General features: G+C 67.2%; 12 protein-coding genes. 5 read left to right on the forward strand and 7 right to left on the reverse strand.

The window, feature by feature from the left end; translation table 11 throughout:
* Nucleotides 1-8 precede the first annotated feature (8 nt).
* The 3 genes from gatA to G9Q80_RS19325 are packed head-to-tail and all read right to left on the reverse strand — an operon-like array spanning nt 9 to nt 2,468.
* Nucleotides 9-1,496, reverse strand: coding sequence for an Asp-tRNA(Asn)/Glu-tRNA(Gln) amidotransferase subunit GatA (gatA, locus tag G9Q80_RS19315; protein WP_043144233.1), 1,488 nt, complete (start codon nt 1,494-1,496; stop codon nt 9-11).
* Nucleotides 1,496-1,783: an Asp-tRNA(Asn)/Glu-tRNA(Gln) amidotransferase subunit GatC gene (gatC, locus tag G9Q80_RS19320; RefSeq protein WP_088670434.1), complete on the reverse strand. Its 288-nt coding sequence runs from the start codon at nt 1,781-1,783 to the stop codon at nt 1,496-1,498. The genes gatA and gatC overlap by 1 nt, the downstream gene beginning before the upstream one ends.
* 34 nt (nt 1,784-1,817) lie before the next feature.
* Entirely contained in the window at nt 1,818-2,468 is a 651-nt protein-coding gene (locus tag G9Q80_RS19325) for a ceramidase domain-containing protein (RefSeq protein ID WP_043144228.1), read from the reverse strand.
* A 116-nt stretch (nt 2,469-2,584) separates the two neighbouring features.
* Here G9Q80_RS19325 and G9Q80_RS19330 point away from each other — a divergent pair, with 116 nt between their 5' ends.
* The gene (locus G9Q80_RS19330; protein ID WP_043144225.1) at nt 2,585-3,277 is read left to right on the forward strand and encodes a metal-dependent hydrolase; all 693 of its coding nucleotides are present in this window, start codon (nt 2,585-2,587) and stop codon (nt 3,275-3,277) included.
* 295 nt (nt 3,278-3,572) lie between these two features.
* Here the strand turns inward: G9Q80_RS19330 and G9Q80_RS19335 are convergent, their stop codons facing one another.
* Entirely contained in the window at nt 3,573-4,160 is a 588-nt protein-coding gene (locus G9Q80_RS19335) for a hypothetical protein (protein ID WP_088715821.1), read from the reverse strand.
* A 98-nt stretch (nt 4,161-4,258) separates the two neighbouring features.
* Between G9Q80_RS19335 and G9Q80_RS19340 the strand changes: the two genes are divergently transcribed.
* Both G9Q80_RS19340 and G9Q80_RS19345 read left to right on the forward strand, forming a co-directional pair.
* Nucleotides 4,259-5,260, forward strand: a complete 1,002-nt coding sequence (locus tag G9Q80_RS19340) for a GT-B fold glycosyltransferase domain-containing protein (protein ID WP_088715820.1) — start codon at nt 4,259-4,261, stop codon at nt 5,258-5,260.
* Between the two features lie 67 nt (nt 5,261-5,327).
* Nucleotides 5,328-6,488, forward strand: coding sequence for a WD40/YVTN/BNR-like repeat-containing protein (locus G9Q80_RS19345; RefSeq protein WP_088715819.1), 1,161 nt, complete (start codon nt 5,328-5,330; stop codon nt 6,486-6,488).
* Between the two features lie 19 nt (nt 6,489-6,507).
* On the opposite strand, the gene G9Q80_RS19350 is transcribed toward G9Q80_RS19345, so the two are convergent.
* Both G9Q80_RS19350 and G9Q80_RS19355 read right to left on the reverse strand, forming a co-directional pair.
* Nucleotides 6,508-7,410, reverse strand: a complete 903-nt coding sequence (locus tag G9Q80_RS19350; RefSeq protein WP_088715818.1) for a haloalkane dehalogenase — start codon at nt 7,408-7,410, stop codon at nt 6,508-6,510.
* A 78-nt stretch (nt 7,411-7,488) separates the two neighbouring features.
* The gene (locus tag G9Q80_RS19355) at nt 7,489-9,111 is read right to left on the reverse strand and encodes a thiamine pyrophosphate-binding protein (protein WP_088715876.1); all 1,623 of its coding nucleotides are present in this window, start codon (nt 9,109-9,111) and stop codon (nt 7,489-7,491) included.
* Nucleotides 9,112-9,361: 250 nt separating this feature from the next.
* Between G9Q80_RS19355 and G9Q80_RS19360 the strand changes: the two genes are divergently transcribed.
* Nucleotides 9,362-10,657 (forward strand): O-acetylhomoserine aminocarboxypropyltransferase/cysteine synthase family protein, encoded by a 1,296-nt coding sequence (locus G9Q80_RS19360; RefSeq protein WP_088715817.1) that lies wholly within the window; start codon nt 9,362-9,364, stop codon nt 10,655-10,657.
* A 78-nt stretch (nt 10,658-10,735) separates the two neighbouring features.
* Here G9Q80_RS19360 and G9Q80_RS19365 read toward each other — a convergent pair whose 3' ends face one another.
* Nucleotides 10,736-11,425: an SIMPL domain-containing protein gene (locus tag G9Q80_RS19365; protein ID WP_168246571.1), complete on the reverse strand. Its 690-nt coding sequence runs from the start codon at nt 11,423-11,425 to the stop codon at nt 10,736-10,738.
* Nucleotides 11,426-11,610: 185 nt separating this feature from the next.
* Here G9Q80_RS19365 and G9Q80_RS19370 point away from each other — a divergent pair, with 185 nt between their 5' ends.
* Nucleotides 11,611-14,811: a hypothetical protein gene (locus G9Q80_RS19370; protein ID WP_133066426.1), complete on the forward strand. Its 3,201-nt coding sequence runs from the start codon at nt 11,611-11,613 to the stop codon at nt 14,809-14,811.
* Nucleotides 14,812-14,852: the final 41 nt, after the last annotated feature.

Raw genomic sequence — 14,852 nt, forward strand, 5'->3', positions numbered from 1 at the left:
CGCAGGCCTTACCACCATTTCGACGGTTTTGCCACAAATCCCGCAGCCTGTTCGAGCGCATAAGCGGTATTCAGCAGGTCGCCTTCTTCCCAGGGGCGGCCAATCAGTTGCAGGCCCAGCGGCAGCCCCTGCTTGCTCAGCCCGGCGGGCACCGCGATGCCCGGCAGACCGGCCAGGTTGACCGTTACGGTGAAGACGTCGTTGAGATACATGGCGACCGGATCGGCCTCGGTCATCTCGCCCAGGCCAAAGGCGGCAGAGGGGGTCGCGGGCGTCAGGATCGCATCCACGCCTTGGGCAAAGACATCCTCAAAGTCCTTCTTGATCAGCGTCCGCACCTTGCGCGCGCGGTTGTAATAGGCGTCGTAGAAACCCGCCGACAGGACGTAGGTCCCCACCATGACGCGGCGCTTGACCTCATCGCCGAAGCCTTCGGCGCGGGTTTTCTCGTACATCTCGACGATGCCGTCGCCCTGGCTCAGCTTGGCACGGTGTCCATAGCGCACCCCGTCATATCGTGCGAGGTTCGAGGAGGCCTCTGCCGGCGCGATGACGTAATAGGCCGGCAGCGCGTATTTCGTGTGCGGCAGGCTGATGTCGACGATCTTTGCCCCCGCGTCCTCCAGCATCTTGCGGCCCTCGGCCCAGAGCGCGTCGATCTCCTCGGGCATGCCGTCCATGCGGTATTCGCGGGGAATGCCGATGGTCTTGCCCTTGATGTCGCCGGTCAGCAGGGATTCGAAATCCGGCACGGCGAGGTCGGCGCTGGTCGAATCCTTGGGGTCATGCCCGCACATGGCCTGCAGCATGATGGCACAGTCGCGCACGTCCTTGGCCATCGGCCCGGCCTGGTCCAGGGACGAGGCAAAGGCCACGATCCCCCAGCGCGAACAGCGGCCGTAGGTCGGCTTGATGCCGGTGATGCCGGTAAAGGCGGCGGGCTGGCGGATCGACCCGCCGGTGTCGGTGCCGGTCGCCCCAAGGCAGAGGTCCGCTGCCACCGCCGAGGCAGAGCCGCCCGAGGAGCCGCCCGGCGTCAGTTGCGCGTCGTCATTGCCGCGCCGCCAGGGGTTCACCGCGTTGCCGTAACACGAGGTCTCGTTGGACGAGCCCATCGCGAATTCGTCCATGTTCAGCTTACCCAGCATGACCGCGCCCGCATCGAAAAGCTGGCTGGTCACGGTGCTTTCATACTCGGGCTTGAAGCCGCCAAGGATGTTCGAGGCGGCCTGCGACGCCACGCCCTTGGTGCAGAACAGGTCCTTGATCCCAAGGGGAATGCCGCAAAGCGCGGGCGCCTCACCCGCCTTGATCCGCGCATCGGCGGCAGCAGCCTGCTCACGCGCGATCTCGGGCGTCTTGTGCACGAATGCGTTCAGTGCGCCGGCCCCTTCGATGGCCGTCAGGCAGGCTTCGGTCAGTTCGGCAGAGGTCACGTCGCCCTTGCGCAGCGCATCGCGCGCCTCGGCGATCTTCAGCTTGGTCAGTTCGGTCATCACTCAACCACCTTCGGAACCGCAAAAAAGCCTTCGCGCGCATCGGGCGCGTTCGAGAGGACCTTGTCGGCCATGCCGCCATCCGTCACCCCGTCCTTGCGGCGCTTCAGCCGCATCGGCGTGACCGATACCATCGGCTCCACGCCCTCGACGTCGACCTCGTTCAGCTGCTCGATAAAGACGAGGATGTCGTTGAAGGCATTGGCCAGCGCCGGAAGCTCGTCTTCTTCCACCTTGATGCGGGCCAGGTGCGCCACGCGTGCCGCGGTCTCGATGTCGATCGACATGGGGGCCTCTTTGACTGTGAATTCAGCGCAGGCTTTACCGCCCCGCCCCGCGCGCCGCAAGCACATGCCGCGTCCAGACCTCGATCATCCAGCCCAGCATCACCGCATTCAGCACATGCCACAGGAAATGCGTGCCCAGCGGGATCACGTTGCACAAAGGTTCATCAAGGGTGCGCGCCAGCATCGAGGCCAGCAGGATCGCCACCCCGATCGCCAGTCCCCGCGCAGTCCCGGGCGCCCGGTTGCGCAGGAGGGCGGCATAGATCGCGATCAAGAACGGCACCGGCGCATAGCTGGAGGTCCCTCCCAGGCCCGGGATCATGCCGAACAGCGGCGCGGTGACGGCCGCATAGGGAATGAACAGCGCCGTCAGGGCCAGCGAAGCCCAGCGCCCCAGCCCCCAGAAATCGCGGTTGGCGCCGTAGATATAGACAAGCACGTAGACCAGGATCGGCAGAACATCCGCCAATCCCGCCCAGGGCTGCGCAAAGGTGTGGAACAAGAACGAGCCGATCCCGATCGCCGCAAGGATCGCGCACAGCACCCGGCCCAGCCCGAATGTCCGCCGCCACATCACCAGCGCCGCCAGGACAAAGGCGGCATTGGTCACCGCATTCACCGGCTCGGCCCAGAACTCCGGCCCCAGCCGCTCGCAATACCCGTCCACCGCCCGTGTCCAGTCCATGTGTTTTTTCTCTCCGAAAATACTCACTCGTTCCGTGCCGCGGGCGCCCCCGGCGGGATCTGGTCTCGCCGCGCCAAAATGCTAGGCTCCGGACAGAACAACAACGGGAGTCCACCATGCAAATCATCTGGCTCGGCCACGGCAGTTTCCGCATCGAGATCGGCGGCGAGGTGCTGCTGATCGACCCCTGGATCAACGGCAACCCGATGATGGAAGGCCAGGACACGGAGGCCGCGCTGGCTGGCGCGACGCAGATTCTCGTCACCCACGGGCATTTCGATCACACCAACGACATCGTCGAGATCAGCCAGAAGACCGGCGCGCCGGTCTCGGCCATCTTCGAGCTCGCTGCCCTGCTGACAGGCCAGGGCGCCAAGGAAGGCCATGCCTTCAACAAGGGCGGCACCGTTCGCTTCGGAGAGGCCTCGGTGACACTGGTTCCCGCCTCGCACAGTTCCTCGATGCAGGTCGAGGGCAAGACCACCTACACCGGCATGGAAACCGGCCTCGTCATCCGGGGCGACGGCCACACGATCTATTTCTCCGGCGACACCTGCATCATGGCCGACATGGCCTGGATCGGCGAGTATTTCCAGCCGGACATCGGCATCCTCTCGGCCGGCGGCTACTACACGATGGACATGGAACAGGCGGCCTGGGCCGCAAGGAAATACTTCGACTTCAAGACGGTGATCCCCGGTCACTACCGTACCTTCCCGGCGCTGGAACAATCGGCGCAGGTGCTGGCCGAGGGCCTGCCCGGCGTGGATGTCATCGAACCGCAGGTGCTGCAGCCGATCACCGTCTGAGCCGAACCTGTTCCCCGGAGCCGCCTGTCGCTGATGCCGGACCGCGACAGACGGCAGAGGGATGCAAGGGGCCGCAGGCCCGCGCGCAGCGCGGCTTGCCCTTGCATCGCTCTGACGGCTGGCGCAGGCATCTTCGGCGACAGGGGGAACCGGGGAAGAGGTTTGTTCCCTGGTGAGCCTCGAAGCGTTGAAACGCGCGCAAGCGCGTCAGATTCGGGTCGGCGGGCACGGGTCGGCGGGCGGGCGATGCGGGCCCGCAAGGGACCGCGAGTCCCGTCCCCGACCCGCACGCGCCTCAGGGGATCAAGGCGCCCGTCCGGTTGAAGGTCGCCCGGTCGATGCTCAGGTCGTCGTAGATCAGCTCCACCGTCATCTCCTCGACCGAGTTCAGCGCAAACGCCCTGTAGGGCAGCTCGTCCGCCGGCATGGCGTTGGGTGCGGGGCTGTCCTCGTTGCAGGCGGGCAGTGGCCAGGGCTCGGGTTGTGCCCCGTTGATGCCGATGTGAATGGCCACCAGACCGCAACGCCAGGACCACAGATGCGTGACATAGACCAGGTCCTGCCCGTTGAACTCGCGCACCGCGATCCAGTTCGACCGGGTGGCATTCAGGATCGGCTTGACCTCGACGGCGGTGGTGAACTTGCCCGAGGGCACCTGCTGTTCGGCGACATAGGGCAGCTCGCGCGGCGGTGCCGGGTCCGCCTCGGCACTGGGCGGGGGCGCTTCCGAGGAAAAGGGCCGCGCCTCGTCGGTTTCAGCCCGGGGTGCCACCGGCACCTCGGTGACGGCGGCGGCGGGCGGGGCCTCGGCGGTTTCCAGGCGGGCCGCGTCCCCCGCCCCCCCGCTGGCCACGGCAATGACGAGAAGAACAAGATCGAACATCAGGTATTTCCTTCAAAAAATTCCCCGGGGCCTTGCGGCTTCCGGCGCCCGTCCGCCCTGCCTATAGTGGCGCGCAACAGGCAGCGGGCAGGTTCATCATGACACGCGAGGGCGCGGCGGCTCAAACCGTAAATATTCTCATCGTCGCCCAGGCCGGGCGGCTCTCTTATGAGGCCGTGCTCTTTGCGGCCTCGCTCAAGGCACGGGGCGGCACGGGCTTTCGCCTGGTCGTCGCGGAACCGGCCCCCGGCCCGCTCTGGCCCGAGCACCCCGGAATCCGCCAGCCGGAGATCCGCACCCTGCTGGAGGATCTGGGCGCACAGATCCGCTCCTTCGAGAGCCGGCATTTCGGCGCCGCCTACCCCTATGGCAACAAGATCGAGGCGCTGGAGGTCCTGCCCGAGGGCGAGCCATTCGTCTTTTTCGACACCGACACGCTGGTGCTTGACCGGCTCGACCGCGTGCCTTTCGATTTCGACCGCCCCACGGCCTCGTTGCGGCGCGAGGGCACCTGGCCGCAGATCGAGCTGTACGGTCCGGGCTACACCCAGATCTGGACATCGCTTTACGACCGCTTCGGGCTGGACTTCGCCAGCAGTCTCGACCTCACGCAACCGGACGAATACTGGCAGCGCTATCTCTACTTCAACGCCGGGTTCTTCTTTTACCGTTGCCCTCGCGTCTTCGGGCAGCGGTTCCGCGACTACGCGCTGTCGGTACGGGATGACCCGCCACCGGAACTGGCCTGCCAGAGCCTCGACCCCTGGCTGGACCAAGTTGTGCTGCCGCTGGTGATTCACGGCCTGGGCGGCGGGCGCGACACGCTGCCCGCCGGACTTCTGGACGGGGATGTGACCTGCCATTACCGTCTGCTGCCCCTGCTCTATGCCCGCGAGAGCGACGAGGTGGTCGACGTGCTGGAAGAGGTCACCGCCCCGAACCGCATCAAGAAGGTGCTCAAGGGTCATGAGCCGTTCAAGCGGATGATCTACCAGGGGCGCGGCCGGAAGGTGCGCGCGCTTTTCGACCGCGAGAACCTGCCCCGCAAGGAACAGGCGATCCGCAACCGCATCAAGCGCGAAGGGTTCTGGATGCGCTGAGCGCGGAATTCCGCTCGCCCCATGCGCGTGTCATGTTACCCTGCCCTCGCGTTCAGGAGGGTGTCTCATGTCACAGGTGATCACGGTGCTGGTGGGCACCAGCAAGGGCTTGTTCCTGCTGCAATCGGATGCGGCGCGAACGGACTGGTCGGTCAGGGGGCCGCTTTGCGATGGCTGGGGAATCAACCATGCCATCGGCGATCCCGAAACCGGTACGCTCTGGGCCGGGGGTGGCGGCGAATGGTCGGGGGCCGGGGTCTGGCGCTCTGTCGATGGCGGCGACAGCTGGGAACTGGTCAAGCTGGCCGACGGAACCGTCGACGAATGGATCCGAAACGACCCGGAAACCGCCGCCTTTTTCGGCACAGAACCCAGGCCCCCGGCGGAGTTCACCGGCCGGGTCGAGGCGATCTGGTCGCTGGGCCAGGTGGGCGGCAAGCTCTATGCCGGGGCCAAGCCCGCAACGCTGTTCGTCAGCGAGGACGCGGGCGCAAGCTGGGCCGCGGTCGAGAGCCTGACGGATCACCCCTCTGCCGACAGCTGGCAGCCCGGCGCGGTGGGGCTGACACTGCACACGATCGTTGCCAGCCCCGCGGACGCGGACAAGATGTGGCTGGGGATCTCCGCCGCCGGGGTCTTTGCGACCGAGGATGCGGGTGGCAGCTGGGAGCGGCGCAACCGCCTGTCCAACGCCGAGGCCTGCGGCCATGTGCATCACCCGGCAGGCCCAAAGGACGGTGAGACCGGGCATTGCGTGCACAACATGGTCCGCGCGCCGGGCGATCCGGACCTCTTGTACCAGCAGAACCATCACGGCGTCTGGCGGTCGTCGGATGGCGGGCGCAGCTGGGATGACATCACGGCAGGCCTGCCTTCGACCTTCGGCTTTCCAATCGCGGTGCATCCCGGTCAGCCGCGCACCTTGTGGACGCTGCCGCTGAACGGCGACATGGCCGGACGCTTTCCGCCCGAGGGCAAGGCCGCGGTCTGGCGGTCCCGCGACGGCGGCGACAGCTGGGAGGCCTGCCGCGAAGGTCTGCCAGCCGAGAACTGCTTTTTCACGGTGCTGCGGCAGGCAATGGCCACCGACCGGGCCGAGGCGCCAGGGGTCTACTTCGGCACCAACTCTGGCTCTGTCTTTGCCTCCTTCGACGAGGGCGACACATGGTCGGAAATCGCCCGCCACCTGCCCACCGTGCTTTGCGTGGAGACGGTGACGACGGCCTGACCTGTCAACCTTCCGGGTCTTATGCCCAGGCTGCAAGCGCCGCGCGCGCGACGTCTGCGCCGTGGGTTTCCTGCACGAAATGACCAGCCTCCGAGAGCATCAGCGGTGGCCGCGTGATCCCGAGGATCTCGTGCATCCGATTCATCAGCCAGGGCGGGATCAGTTCGTCGCGCTCACCGACGGCCATGAAGCTGTCGCCCCGGAATTCCGACGACCACCAGCGAGCGGCTCGGCGTGAGATTTCCACCCCTTCCATGTCGGGATCGGTCATGACGAGGAAGGGAAAGCGGCGGGCGCCGGCGCGGTAGCGGGCGTCGGGAAATGGCGCGGCATAGGCGGCGGCCACCTTGTCGCTCATCCCCGGAACGTATTCCATGAACAGCGCGGCCATGTCGTAATCCGGATGCTCGCCATGCATCCGCCGCCATGCGTCGAAACCATCCGTGCTGCCGCCGCCCAGGCCAAGCACGGTGTCCATGACCAGCAGCCGGTCGAACCGATCCGCCATGTCTGGCGGGATCGTCAGCCCGAGAATCCCGCCCCAGTCCTGCACGACAAGCGTGATCCGCCTCAAGTCCAGCGCCTCGATCAGCGCGACCAGGCTTTGCCGGTGAAAGCCGAAGGTATAGGTGCCGTCGTCGACCGGCTTGTCGGAGCGTCCGAACCCGTAAAGATCGGGCGCGACGACGCGCGCACCCGTGTCCAGGAAAACCGGGATCATGTGGCGGTAGAGAAAGCTCCAGGCCGGCTGACCGTGCAGGCAGAGAAAGACCCGATTCGCGTCTTCTGGACCTTCGTCGATGCGCGCCATGCGCAGGCCCTCGTAGCCGGCAAGATCGTCGCGATACCGCGGCTGCCACGGAAAATCCGGCAGATCAGTGAAACAGGCATCCGGAGTGCGTATTGCGTCAGGTCTCGGCATGGCTGATCTCCCCCAAGCGTGGCAAGAGCAGACCCCGGGTGGGTCTTTCCTGTCAACGGCGACCTGCGCGCGCTGCCCTTAGATCCGCATGCGCGGCACGTCGTTCGGATCCAGCCGCAGGTCGATCAGCACCGGCTTGGTCCGCGTGTCGAGCGCCGACAGCGCCAGTTCAAGGTCATCGGCAGAGCGCACCTCGATCCCCTGCCCGCCCAGTGCGGTGGCGACCTCGGCAAAGGACGGCCAGTCGAACTCTGTCAGGCTGGGGTCCATCTTGCGGTCTAGGAACTGGATGTGCTCGGCGCCGTAGGCGCTGTCATTGGCAAGGATCACGATCAGGTCCAGCCCCAGCCGCACGGCGGTGTTGAATTCATTGATGCCGCCCATCATGAAGCCGCCGTCGCCGGTGAACATCACGACCGGCCGCTCGGGCGCCGCCAGCCCCGCGCCGATGGCCTCTTGCAGCCCCAGACCGATGGAGCCGAAATTCGCCGTCACCACGAAGCTGCGCGGATCGGGAGCGGAAATCCGGCACCAGACCTCTGTCATGAAGCGGCCGCCGTCCGTGACCAGAACGCGGTCCTTTGGCAGCGCCTGTTCCAGACGATCAAGCGCGTGGACGTAGTTGACGCAGCCCGGCGCCGTCTTGTCAGTGCCCAGCGGATGCGCAGTCAGCGTTGCGCCATCCAGTTCCCTGGTAAAGCCGCTGCCGGGAATCTCGGCCTCGTCCAGCCAGTAAAGGATGGTTTCGGCGGTCAGGCCCGCGTCGGCGACAAGGGCCGCGTCGGGGTGGATGCTGCCGCCGATGGCGGTGGCCTCGATATCCACCTGCACGATGCGCTTGTCTTTCATCAGCTTGCCACGATCGGATGTGAAATCATGCAGGCCGGTGCCGAAACAGACGATGCAGTCGGATTTGGCGATCAGGTCATAGGCGGCGGGCGTCGAGAGGGTTCCGAAGATGTCCATGTTGTAGGGGTGGTCGTTGAACAGACCCTTGGCCTTGAGCGTGGTGGCCAGCGGTGCCTCCAGCCGGTCGGCGAGCTTGATCAGCGTATCGCGCGCCGCCACGGCGCCGCCGCCGGCAAGGATGATCGGACGGCGGGCAGAGGCGATCATGCCGATGGCCTGATCCAGCGTATCGCCCTCGGCCACGCCGCCGGGGTTTGTAAAGACGCTGAGAGGGCGGCAGTCGTGCGCCACCTCCTGCCACATGAAATCGGCCGGCATGTTGAGCACGATGGGGCGGCGTTCCACCTGTGCACGGTAAAAAGCGCGGGCCACGTCGGCGCCTGTGGTCTCGGGCGCGCGCAGCTGCACGAAACCGGCGCCTGTGGATTTGACCAACTCGCGCTGGTCGATGCCCTGAAGATGGCGCGGGTTCGACACCGGCGTGTCCCCCGCCAGCAGGACCATCGGGATATGGCCGCGCACACCCTCTGTCAGGGCGGTGGTGCAGTTGGTCAGCGCCGGGCCATGCGTGACCGTGGCCACGCCCACCTTCCCCGAGACATGGGCAAAGGACAGCGCCATCAGGACCGAGCTGCCCTCATGCGCCGCCGGAACAAAGCGCCCGCCACAGTCGCGCACGAAACTGTCGACCATGAAAAGATTGGCGTCCCCCATCAGGCCGAACATCGTGGTGATGCCGTGATCGCCCACGGCACGGGCAATGGACTGGTGTACGTGCATCAAATCGGTCATCGCGCGGGTCTCCTGTGTCTGTCCCGAAGGGAATACCGGAGACCGGATGCGGGTTTCACGCGAATCCGGCGCCAGAGGCACCGATTTCGCGGAATTTTCCGCCATTTGCAAAATTTCATGCGCAAACCCCGCACGCCCAACCTTACCAACGTCAAAGCCCCGCAGACCGCGACCGGGGCCGCGAAGAATCTGGCCCCCGGCCCGGCAATCGCTTACTCCTGTGCACAACACATGAAAGGGAGACCACTGAATGACCCAGGACGCGCCCAGCTTCGGCTTTGACACGTTGCAGATCCACGCCGGTGCCCGGCCCGACCCGGCCACCGGCGCGCGGCAGGTGCCGATCTACCAGACGACGGCCTACGTGTTCCGCGATGCCGAACATGCCGCCGCGCTCTTCAACCTGCAGGAAGTGGGTTATATCTATTCGCGCCTGACCAACCCGACTGTTGCCGCGCTGCAGGAACGCGTCGCGGTGCTGGAAGGCGGCGTGGGCGCGGTCTGCTGTTCCTCGGGACACGCGGCGCAGATCATGGCGCTGTTCCCGCTGATGGCGCCCGGGCGCAACGTGGTGGTGTCGACGCGCCTTTACGGTGGCTCGATCACCCAGTTCAGCCAGACCATCAAGCGCTTTGGCTGGTCTGCGAAATTCGTCGATACCGATGACCTCGCCGCCGTCGAGGCCGCGATTGACGACGACACCCGCGCCGTCTTCTGCGAAAGCGTCGCCAACCCCGGGGGCTACATCACCGACATCGACGCGCTGGCCAAGATCGCCGACAAGGCGGGCCTGCCCTTGATCGTCGACAATACCTCTGCCACGCCCTACCTGTGCCGCCCGATCGAACACGGCGCGACGCTGGTCGTGCATTCGATGACCAAGTACCTGACCGGCAACGGCACCGTGACCGGCGGCGTCGTCGTGGATTCCGGCAACTTCGACTGGTCGGCCAGCGACAAGTTCCCCTCGCTCTCGGCGCCCGAACCCGCCTACCACGGGTTGAAGTTCCACGAGACATTCGGCCCGCTGGCCTTCACCTTCCACGGGATCGCCGTGGGCCTGCGTGACCTTGGCATGACGCTGAACCCGCAGGCGGCGCATTACACGCTGATGGGGATCGAGACGCTGAGCCTGCGCATGGCGCGTCACGTCGAGAACGCCGAGAAGATCGCCGCCTGGCTGGAAGGCCACGCGGCCGTCGAAGGCGTGACCTATGCCGGGCTCGACTCCTCCCCCTACAAGGAACGGGCGAGCCGGATCTGTCCCAAGGGCGCGGGCGGCCTGTTCACCGTTGCGCTCAAGGGCGGTTATAATGCCTGCGTCAAGTTCGTGGACTCGCTGGAGATTTTCTCTCATGTCGCGAACCTGGGCGATACCCGCAGCCTGGTGATCCACTCGGCCTCGACCACGCACCGCCAGCTGACCGAGGAACAGCAGATCGCGGCGGGCGCGGCTCCGAACGTGGTTCGGATCTCGATCGGGATCGAGGACGCGGACGACCTGATCGCCGACCTCGACCAGGCGCTGAACAAGGCCTCTGCCTGAACCGGATCGACATGAATGACAAAGGCCGCCGCAGGGCACCTGCGGCGGCCTCTTGGTTGAAAAGCGCGGGAAGCCGCCTCACTCGCTGACGGAAAAGACCATCGTGACCTCGGCCCGCACCTCGATCTCGCCGGCGGCGACCGGCACGTCGCGGGCGGCCGGCGCCTCTTCCACTACCATCGGTTCCGGTTCGACGATGGAGCGCACCAGCGGTTCGGCAGAGTCGCGCAGCTCCAGCACCGGGCCGAGGGTCACGCCAGCGGCATCGGCGTAGAGCTTGGCCTTGGCGATGGCATCGGCGACCGCGCGGCGGCGCGCCTCGTCCTCGACCTCGCGCGGTTCCTGCACGCCGAAAGTCAGGCTTTGCAGCTGGTTGGCGCCGTCGTCCAGGACTGCCGACAGCAGCGCGCCGATCCCGTCCATGTCACGGATGCGCACGCGCACCGTGTTGGTCGCGTAGTAGCCGACAAAGATGTCCTCGTTCCGGTCGCGGTCCCAGCGGGTCTGCTCGTTGACACGCAGCTGGGTGGTCTGGATGTCACGCGCCTCGACCCCGAGGTCGGACAGCCGGGCCAGGATCGCATCCACCGCCGTCGAGGTGGCGTTCATCGCCTCGACCGCGGTCTTGCCCCGCCCCGTCGCCCCCAGCGAAATCGTTGCCATGTCGGGCACCGCCGCGATACGGGCCTCACCCGAGACGGACAGGCGACCTTCCGCCGATGCCGCATGTGGCGCGCCCAGGGGCAGTGCCAGGGCCAGGATCGTCAAGAATGCTGAAATTCGCATAAAATACCTCACAATCAGCAGGAATCTGCGCCGACTGTCTCGCGAGAGGGGAAAATCGGCAAGAGGGCAACAGGCGCTTTCTTTTCTTCGGCAAAGAGTTGCCCTATATATTTTAGGCAATGCCTTAGGACTCCCGCAGGCATGGATGGCCTGATAAGACACGCTTCATGATACCTAATTTCGCGCTCTCGCTCTCTTTCGAAGGCATCGCCCTGCTACGGCGCATGGGCCCCCGATGGGCCCGGATCGACGATGTTCCGCTCGATGATCCGGATTTCGATTCCCGCGTGATCGCCCTGCGCGACCGCGCCGAAAGCCTTGACCCGACCGGCGCCCAGGTGGCGCTGATCATCCCGAACGAGCAGATCCGCTACCTCGACCAGCCCGACCTGGGCGGGGACGAAACGGCGCGCGACATCGCCATCCGCACCTCGCTGGACGGCGCGACACCCTATGCCGTGTCCGAGCTGAAATACGACTATGTCGTGACCGACGGCCATCTGCAGATCGCCGCCGTCGCGATCGAAACGCTGGACGAGGCGCAGAGCTTTGCCGTCGAACACGGGTTCGATCCGGTCAGCTTCATGGCGCAGGCCCCCGAGGGGGCGTTCGACTCGGCGGTCTTCTTCGGCAAGGCCAAGGGGTGGAGCAAAGCCGCCTCGCGTCCCGCGCGGGCCATCAGCATCGTCGAGGCCGACGAGACCGCGCTGCAGCCGCTGCCCAAGCCGGAACTGGTTGCCCCCGCCGCGCCGAAACCGCAGGCGGCAAAGCCGGACGCCCCCAAGCCCGAGGCCGCGCAACCCGAAACGCCCAAGCCGACAGCTCGGCCCGCCGCAACGCCGGACGCGCCACGTGCCGCCCCGGCCCCGAAATCCGCTACGCCGACCGAAACGCCCGCTCCGACCGCGAAACCGGACGAGAGCGCGCAACCGGCGGCGCCCAAGGCGGACGCCCCGGCACCCGAGGCACAGGCCCCCAAAGCGCCCGCCCCGCAGGCCCCGGCACCAAAACCGGCCACCGGTGTGTCGGCGCCCAAGGCTCCGGCACCCAAAATGGCAGAGCCCTCTGTCCCGGCGGCCCCCAAGGCACCGTCGGCGCCGCCACGACCCACGACAGCATCCCCTTCTCCGGCTCCGAAGGCGCCCGCAATCCCGTCCCCGGGTCCCGCCGGCCAAGGCGCACCAAAGGCCCCGGCGGTTCCGGCCAGATCCGCCCCGGCGCCGAAAGCCCCTCAGACACCCGGGCAGCCGACTGCTCAGGCGCCGGCGCCGCGTCCCGCCGCACAGGTGCAGCAACCCAAGCCCCCTGCCGTCCCGGCCGAGCCCGACGCAGAGCGGCCCTATACATTTTCGACCATCCGGGCGACGCGTCCCGGTGCAACGGGGGCATCAGACGATGCCACCGCGCCGCGCCCGCCTGTCACGGGCGAACTGAAAGCGCGGTTTACGCCCGTCGCTCCGTCCGCGGACAGCAAGACAGAGATGCCGGATCAACCCGCCAAATCACCGGCCCCCAAGGCGCGCACCGGGTTCTTTTCGGCACCCACGGCCTCTGCCTTGCTGGCGCAAGCCTCTGCCGCCGCGGACGAGGCCGAGGCAGCGCGACCCGCTGGCGGCACCGCCGCCCCGGCACCCGCGCAGGCCAAGCGCCCGGTCCTGCCGCCCAAGCTGAAAGGCAAGACCAAGGCTGCGGCGAAACCCGGCGTCAAACCCATCCCGAAAGTGGCCGCCGCCCGCGCCGCAGGGCTTGCCGCCGCGCCCGCGCGCGAGGCCAAGGAAGACGAATTCCTCGCCACGCCCGCCGCCGCGCGCAAAGCCGTTCCGGCAGCGGGCAAGGGGCAAAAGCCCGGCGGCATGCCGCGTCCGAGCCCTCTGGCCAAGCTGGCCGCCCTGCGCGGCCCCCAGGGGCAGGACCGCATTGGTGGACCTGCCGTGACCGGGGCGGGCAGCGCAGGTGCCGCCGCGATCCCCGCCGGAATGGCCTTCAACCAGCCAAGCGAACGCGACCGCATGACGGTTTTCGGCGCGCGCGACCGGGACATGACCGGCGGAAAGCCGCGATACCTGGGCCTGATGCTCACCGCGATCCTGCTGCTGTTCCTGGCCGGTGTTGCGGCCTGGGCCACCGTCTTTCTAGACGACGGGCTGGCGCGGCTGTTCCGCTCGGCCGACGAACCGGCCAGCGCGATTGCCTCGCTGCCCGATGGCGATACCGATGTGGCTCCGGCCCCGGGCGACGACGGCGTGATCCTCGAATCCGCGACACCTCCGGCCAGCGCGGCACCCGCGATTTCTGCGCGCCCCGTGGCGCGCCCCGAAGGAGAGGTCCAGATCGCGGCATTCGACCCGCCTGCAACCGCGCCCGATCCACTGGTCGCGCCACTGGCTGTCCCGACAGATCCGCGCCAGCTGACCCCCGAAGAAGCAGCGGCCAGCTATGCCGCCTCGGGCATCTGGCAGCGCGCGCCCGCCAAGCCGCACCGCCCGCCCGAGGACGGGGTCGATGACGTCTATGCCGCCTCGATCGACCCGAACATCCAGATTTTCGATGCCGTCGCCCTGCCCCAGTCCAAAGACCTGGCCCGAGAGCCCGACTTCCAGGATCCGGGCCTGCCGCCGCCTGCCGGGCTGACCTTCGACTTCGACGAGCGTGATCTTATTCGGGCCACCCCCGAGGGCGCGCTGACGCCGGACGGGCTGCGCATCTTTACCGGCCGTCCCCCGGTCATCCCGCCGCTGCGCGGCGAAGTGGCCGTGAGTCCGGACCCCGAGCTTGACGCACCCGGCGCGATCCGCACGCGGCTGAACGCCATGCCGCGCATCCGTCCGCAGACCCGGCCCGACGACCTGATGGAACTGCGCGAGCGCAGCCAGCTGGGCGGCATTTCCCGGTCGGAACTGGCGGCGATCCGCCCCGTGATGCGTCCGCCCACGGCGCAGGAACAGGCCGAGATCGACGCCCCGGAGGCAACGGACCAGGCGGTGCGCCGCTCTCTGGTTCCGGTTGGCCGGCCGCGCAACATGGCCGCCATCGTCGACAACGCGGACCGCAGCCTTGTGCCTGCGGAACCGGTGCAGACCGCCGCCGCCGTGGCGCCGCGCACCGTCGCCCCGCAGGTGCCCTCCAGCGCCAGCGTCGCCCGCGCTGCCACCTCAACCAATGCGATCAACCTGAAAAAGATCAACCTGATCGGCGTCTACGGCACTGCGGAAAACCGCCGCGCCCTGGTTCGGCTGGCCAATGGCAAGTACCAGAAGGTCAAGGTTGGGGACCGGCTGGACGGTGGCCGCGTGACCGCCATCGGCGAAGAGGCCCTGCGCTATACCAAGGGCAGCCGCAACCTGACGCTGACCATGCCGCAGACCTGAGCCGGTTTGCCCTTTACGGCGCGCCGCCCGGCACGCATCAT

Source organism: Mameliella sp. LZ-28, from assembly GCF_012274245.1.
Lineage (GTDB): Bacteria > Pseudomonadota > Alphaproteobacteria > Rhodobacterales > Rhodobacteraceae > Antarctobacter > Antarctobacter albus.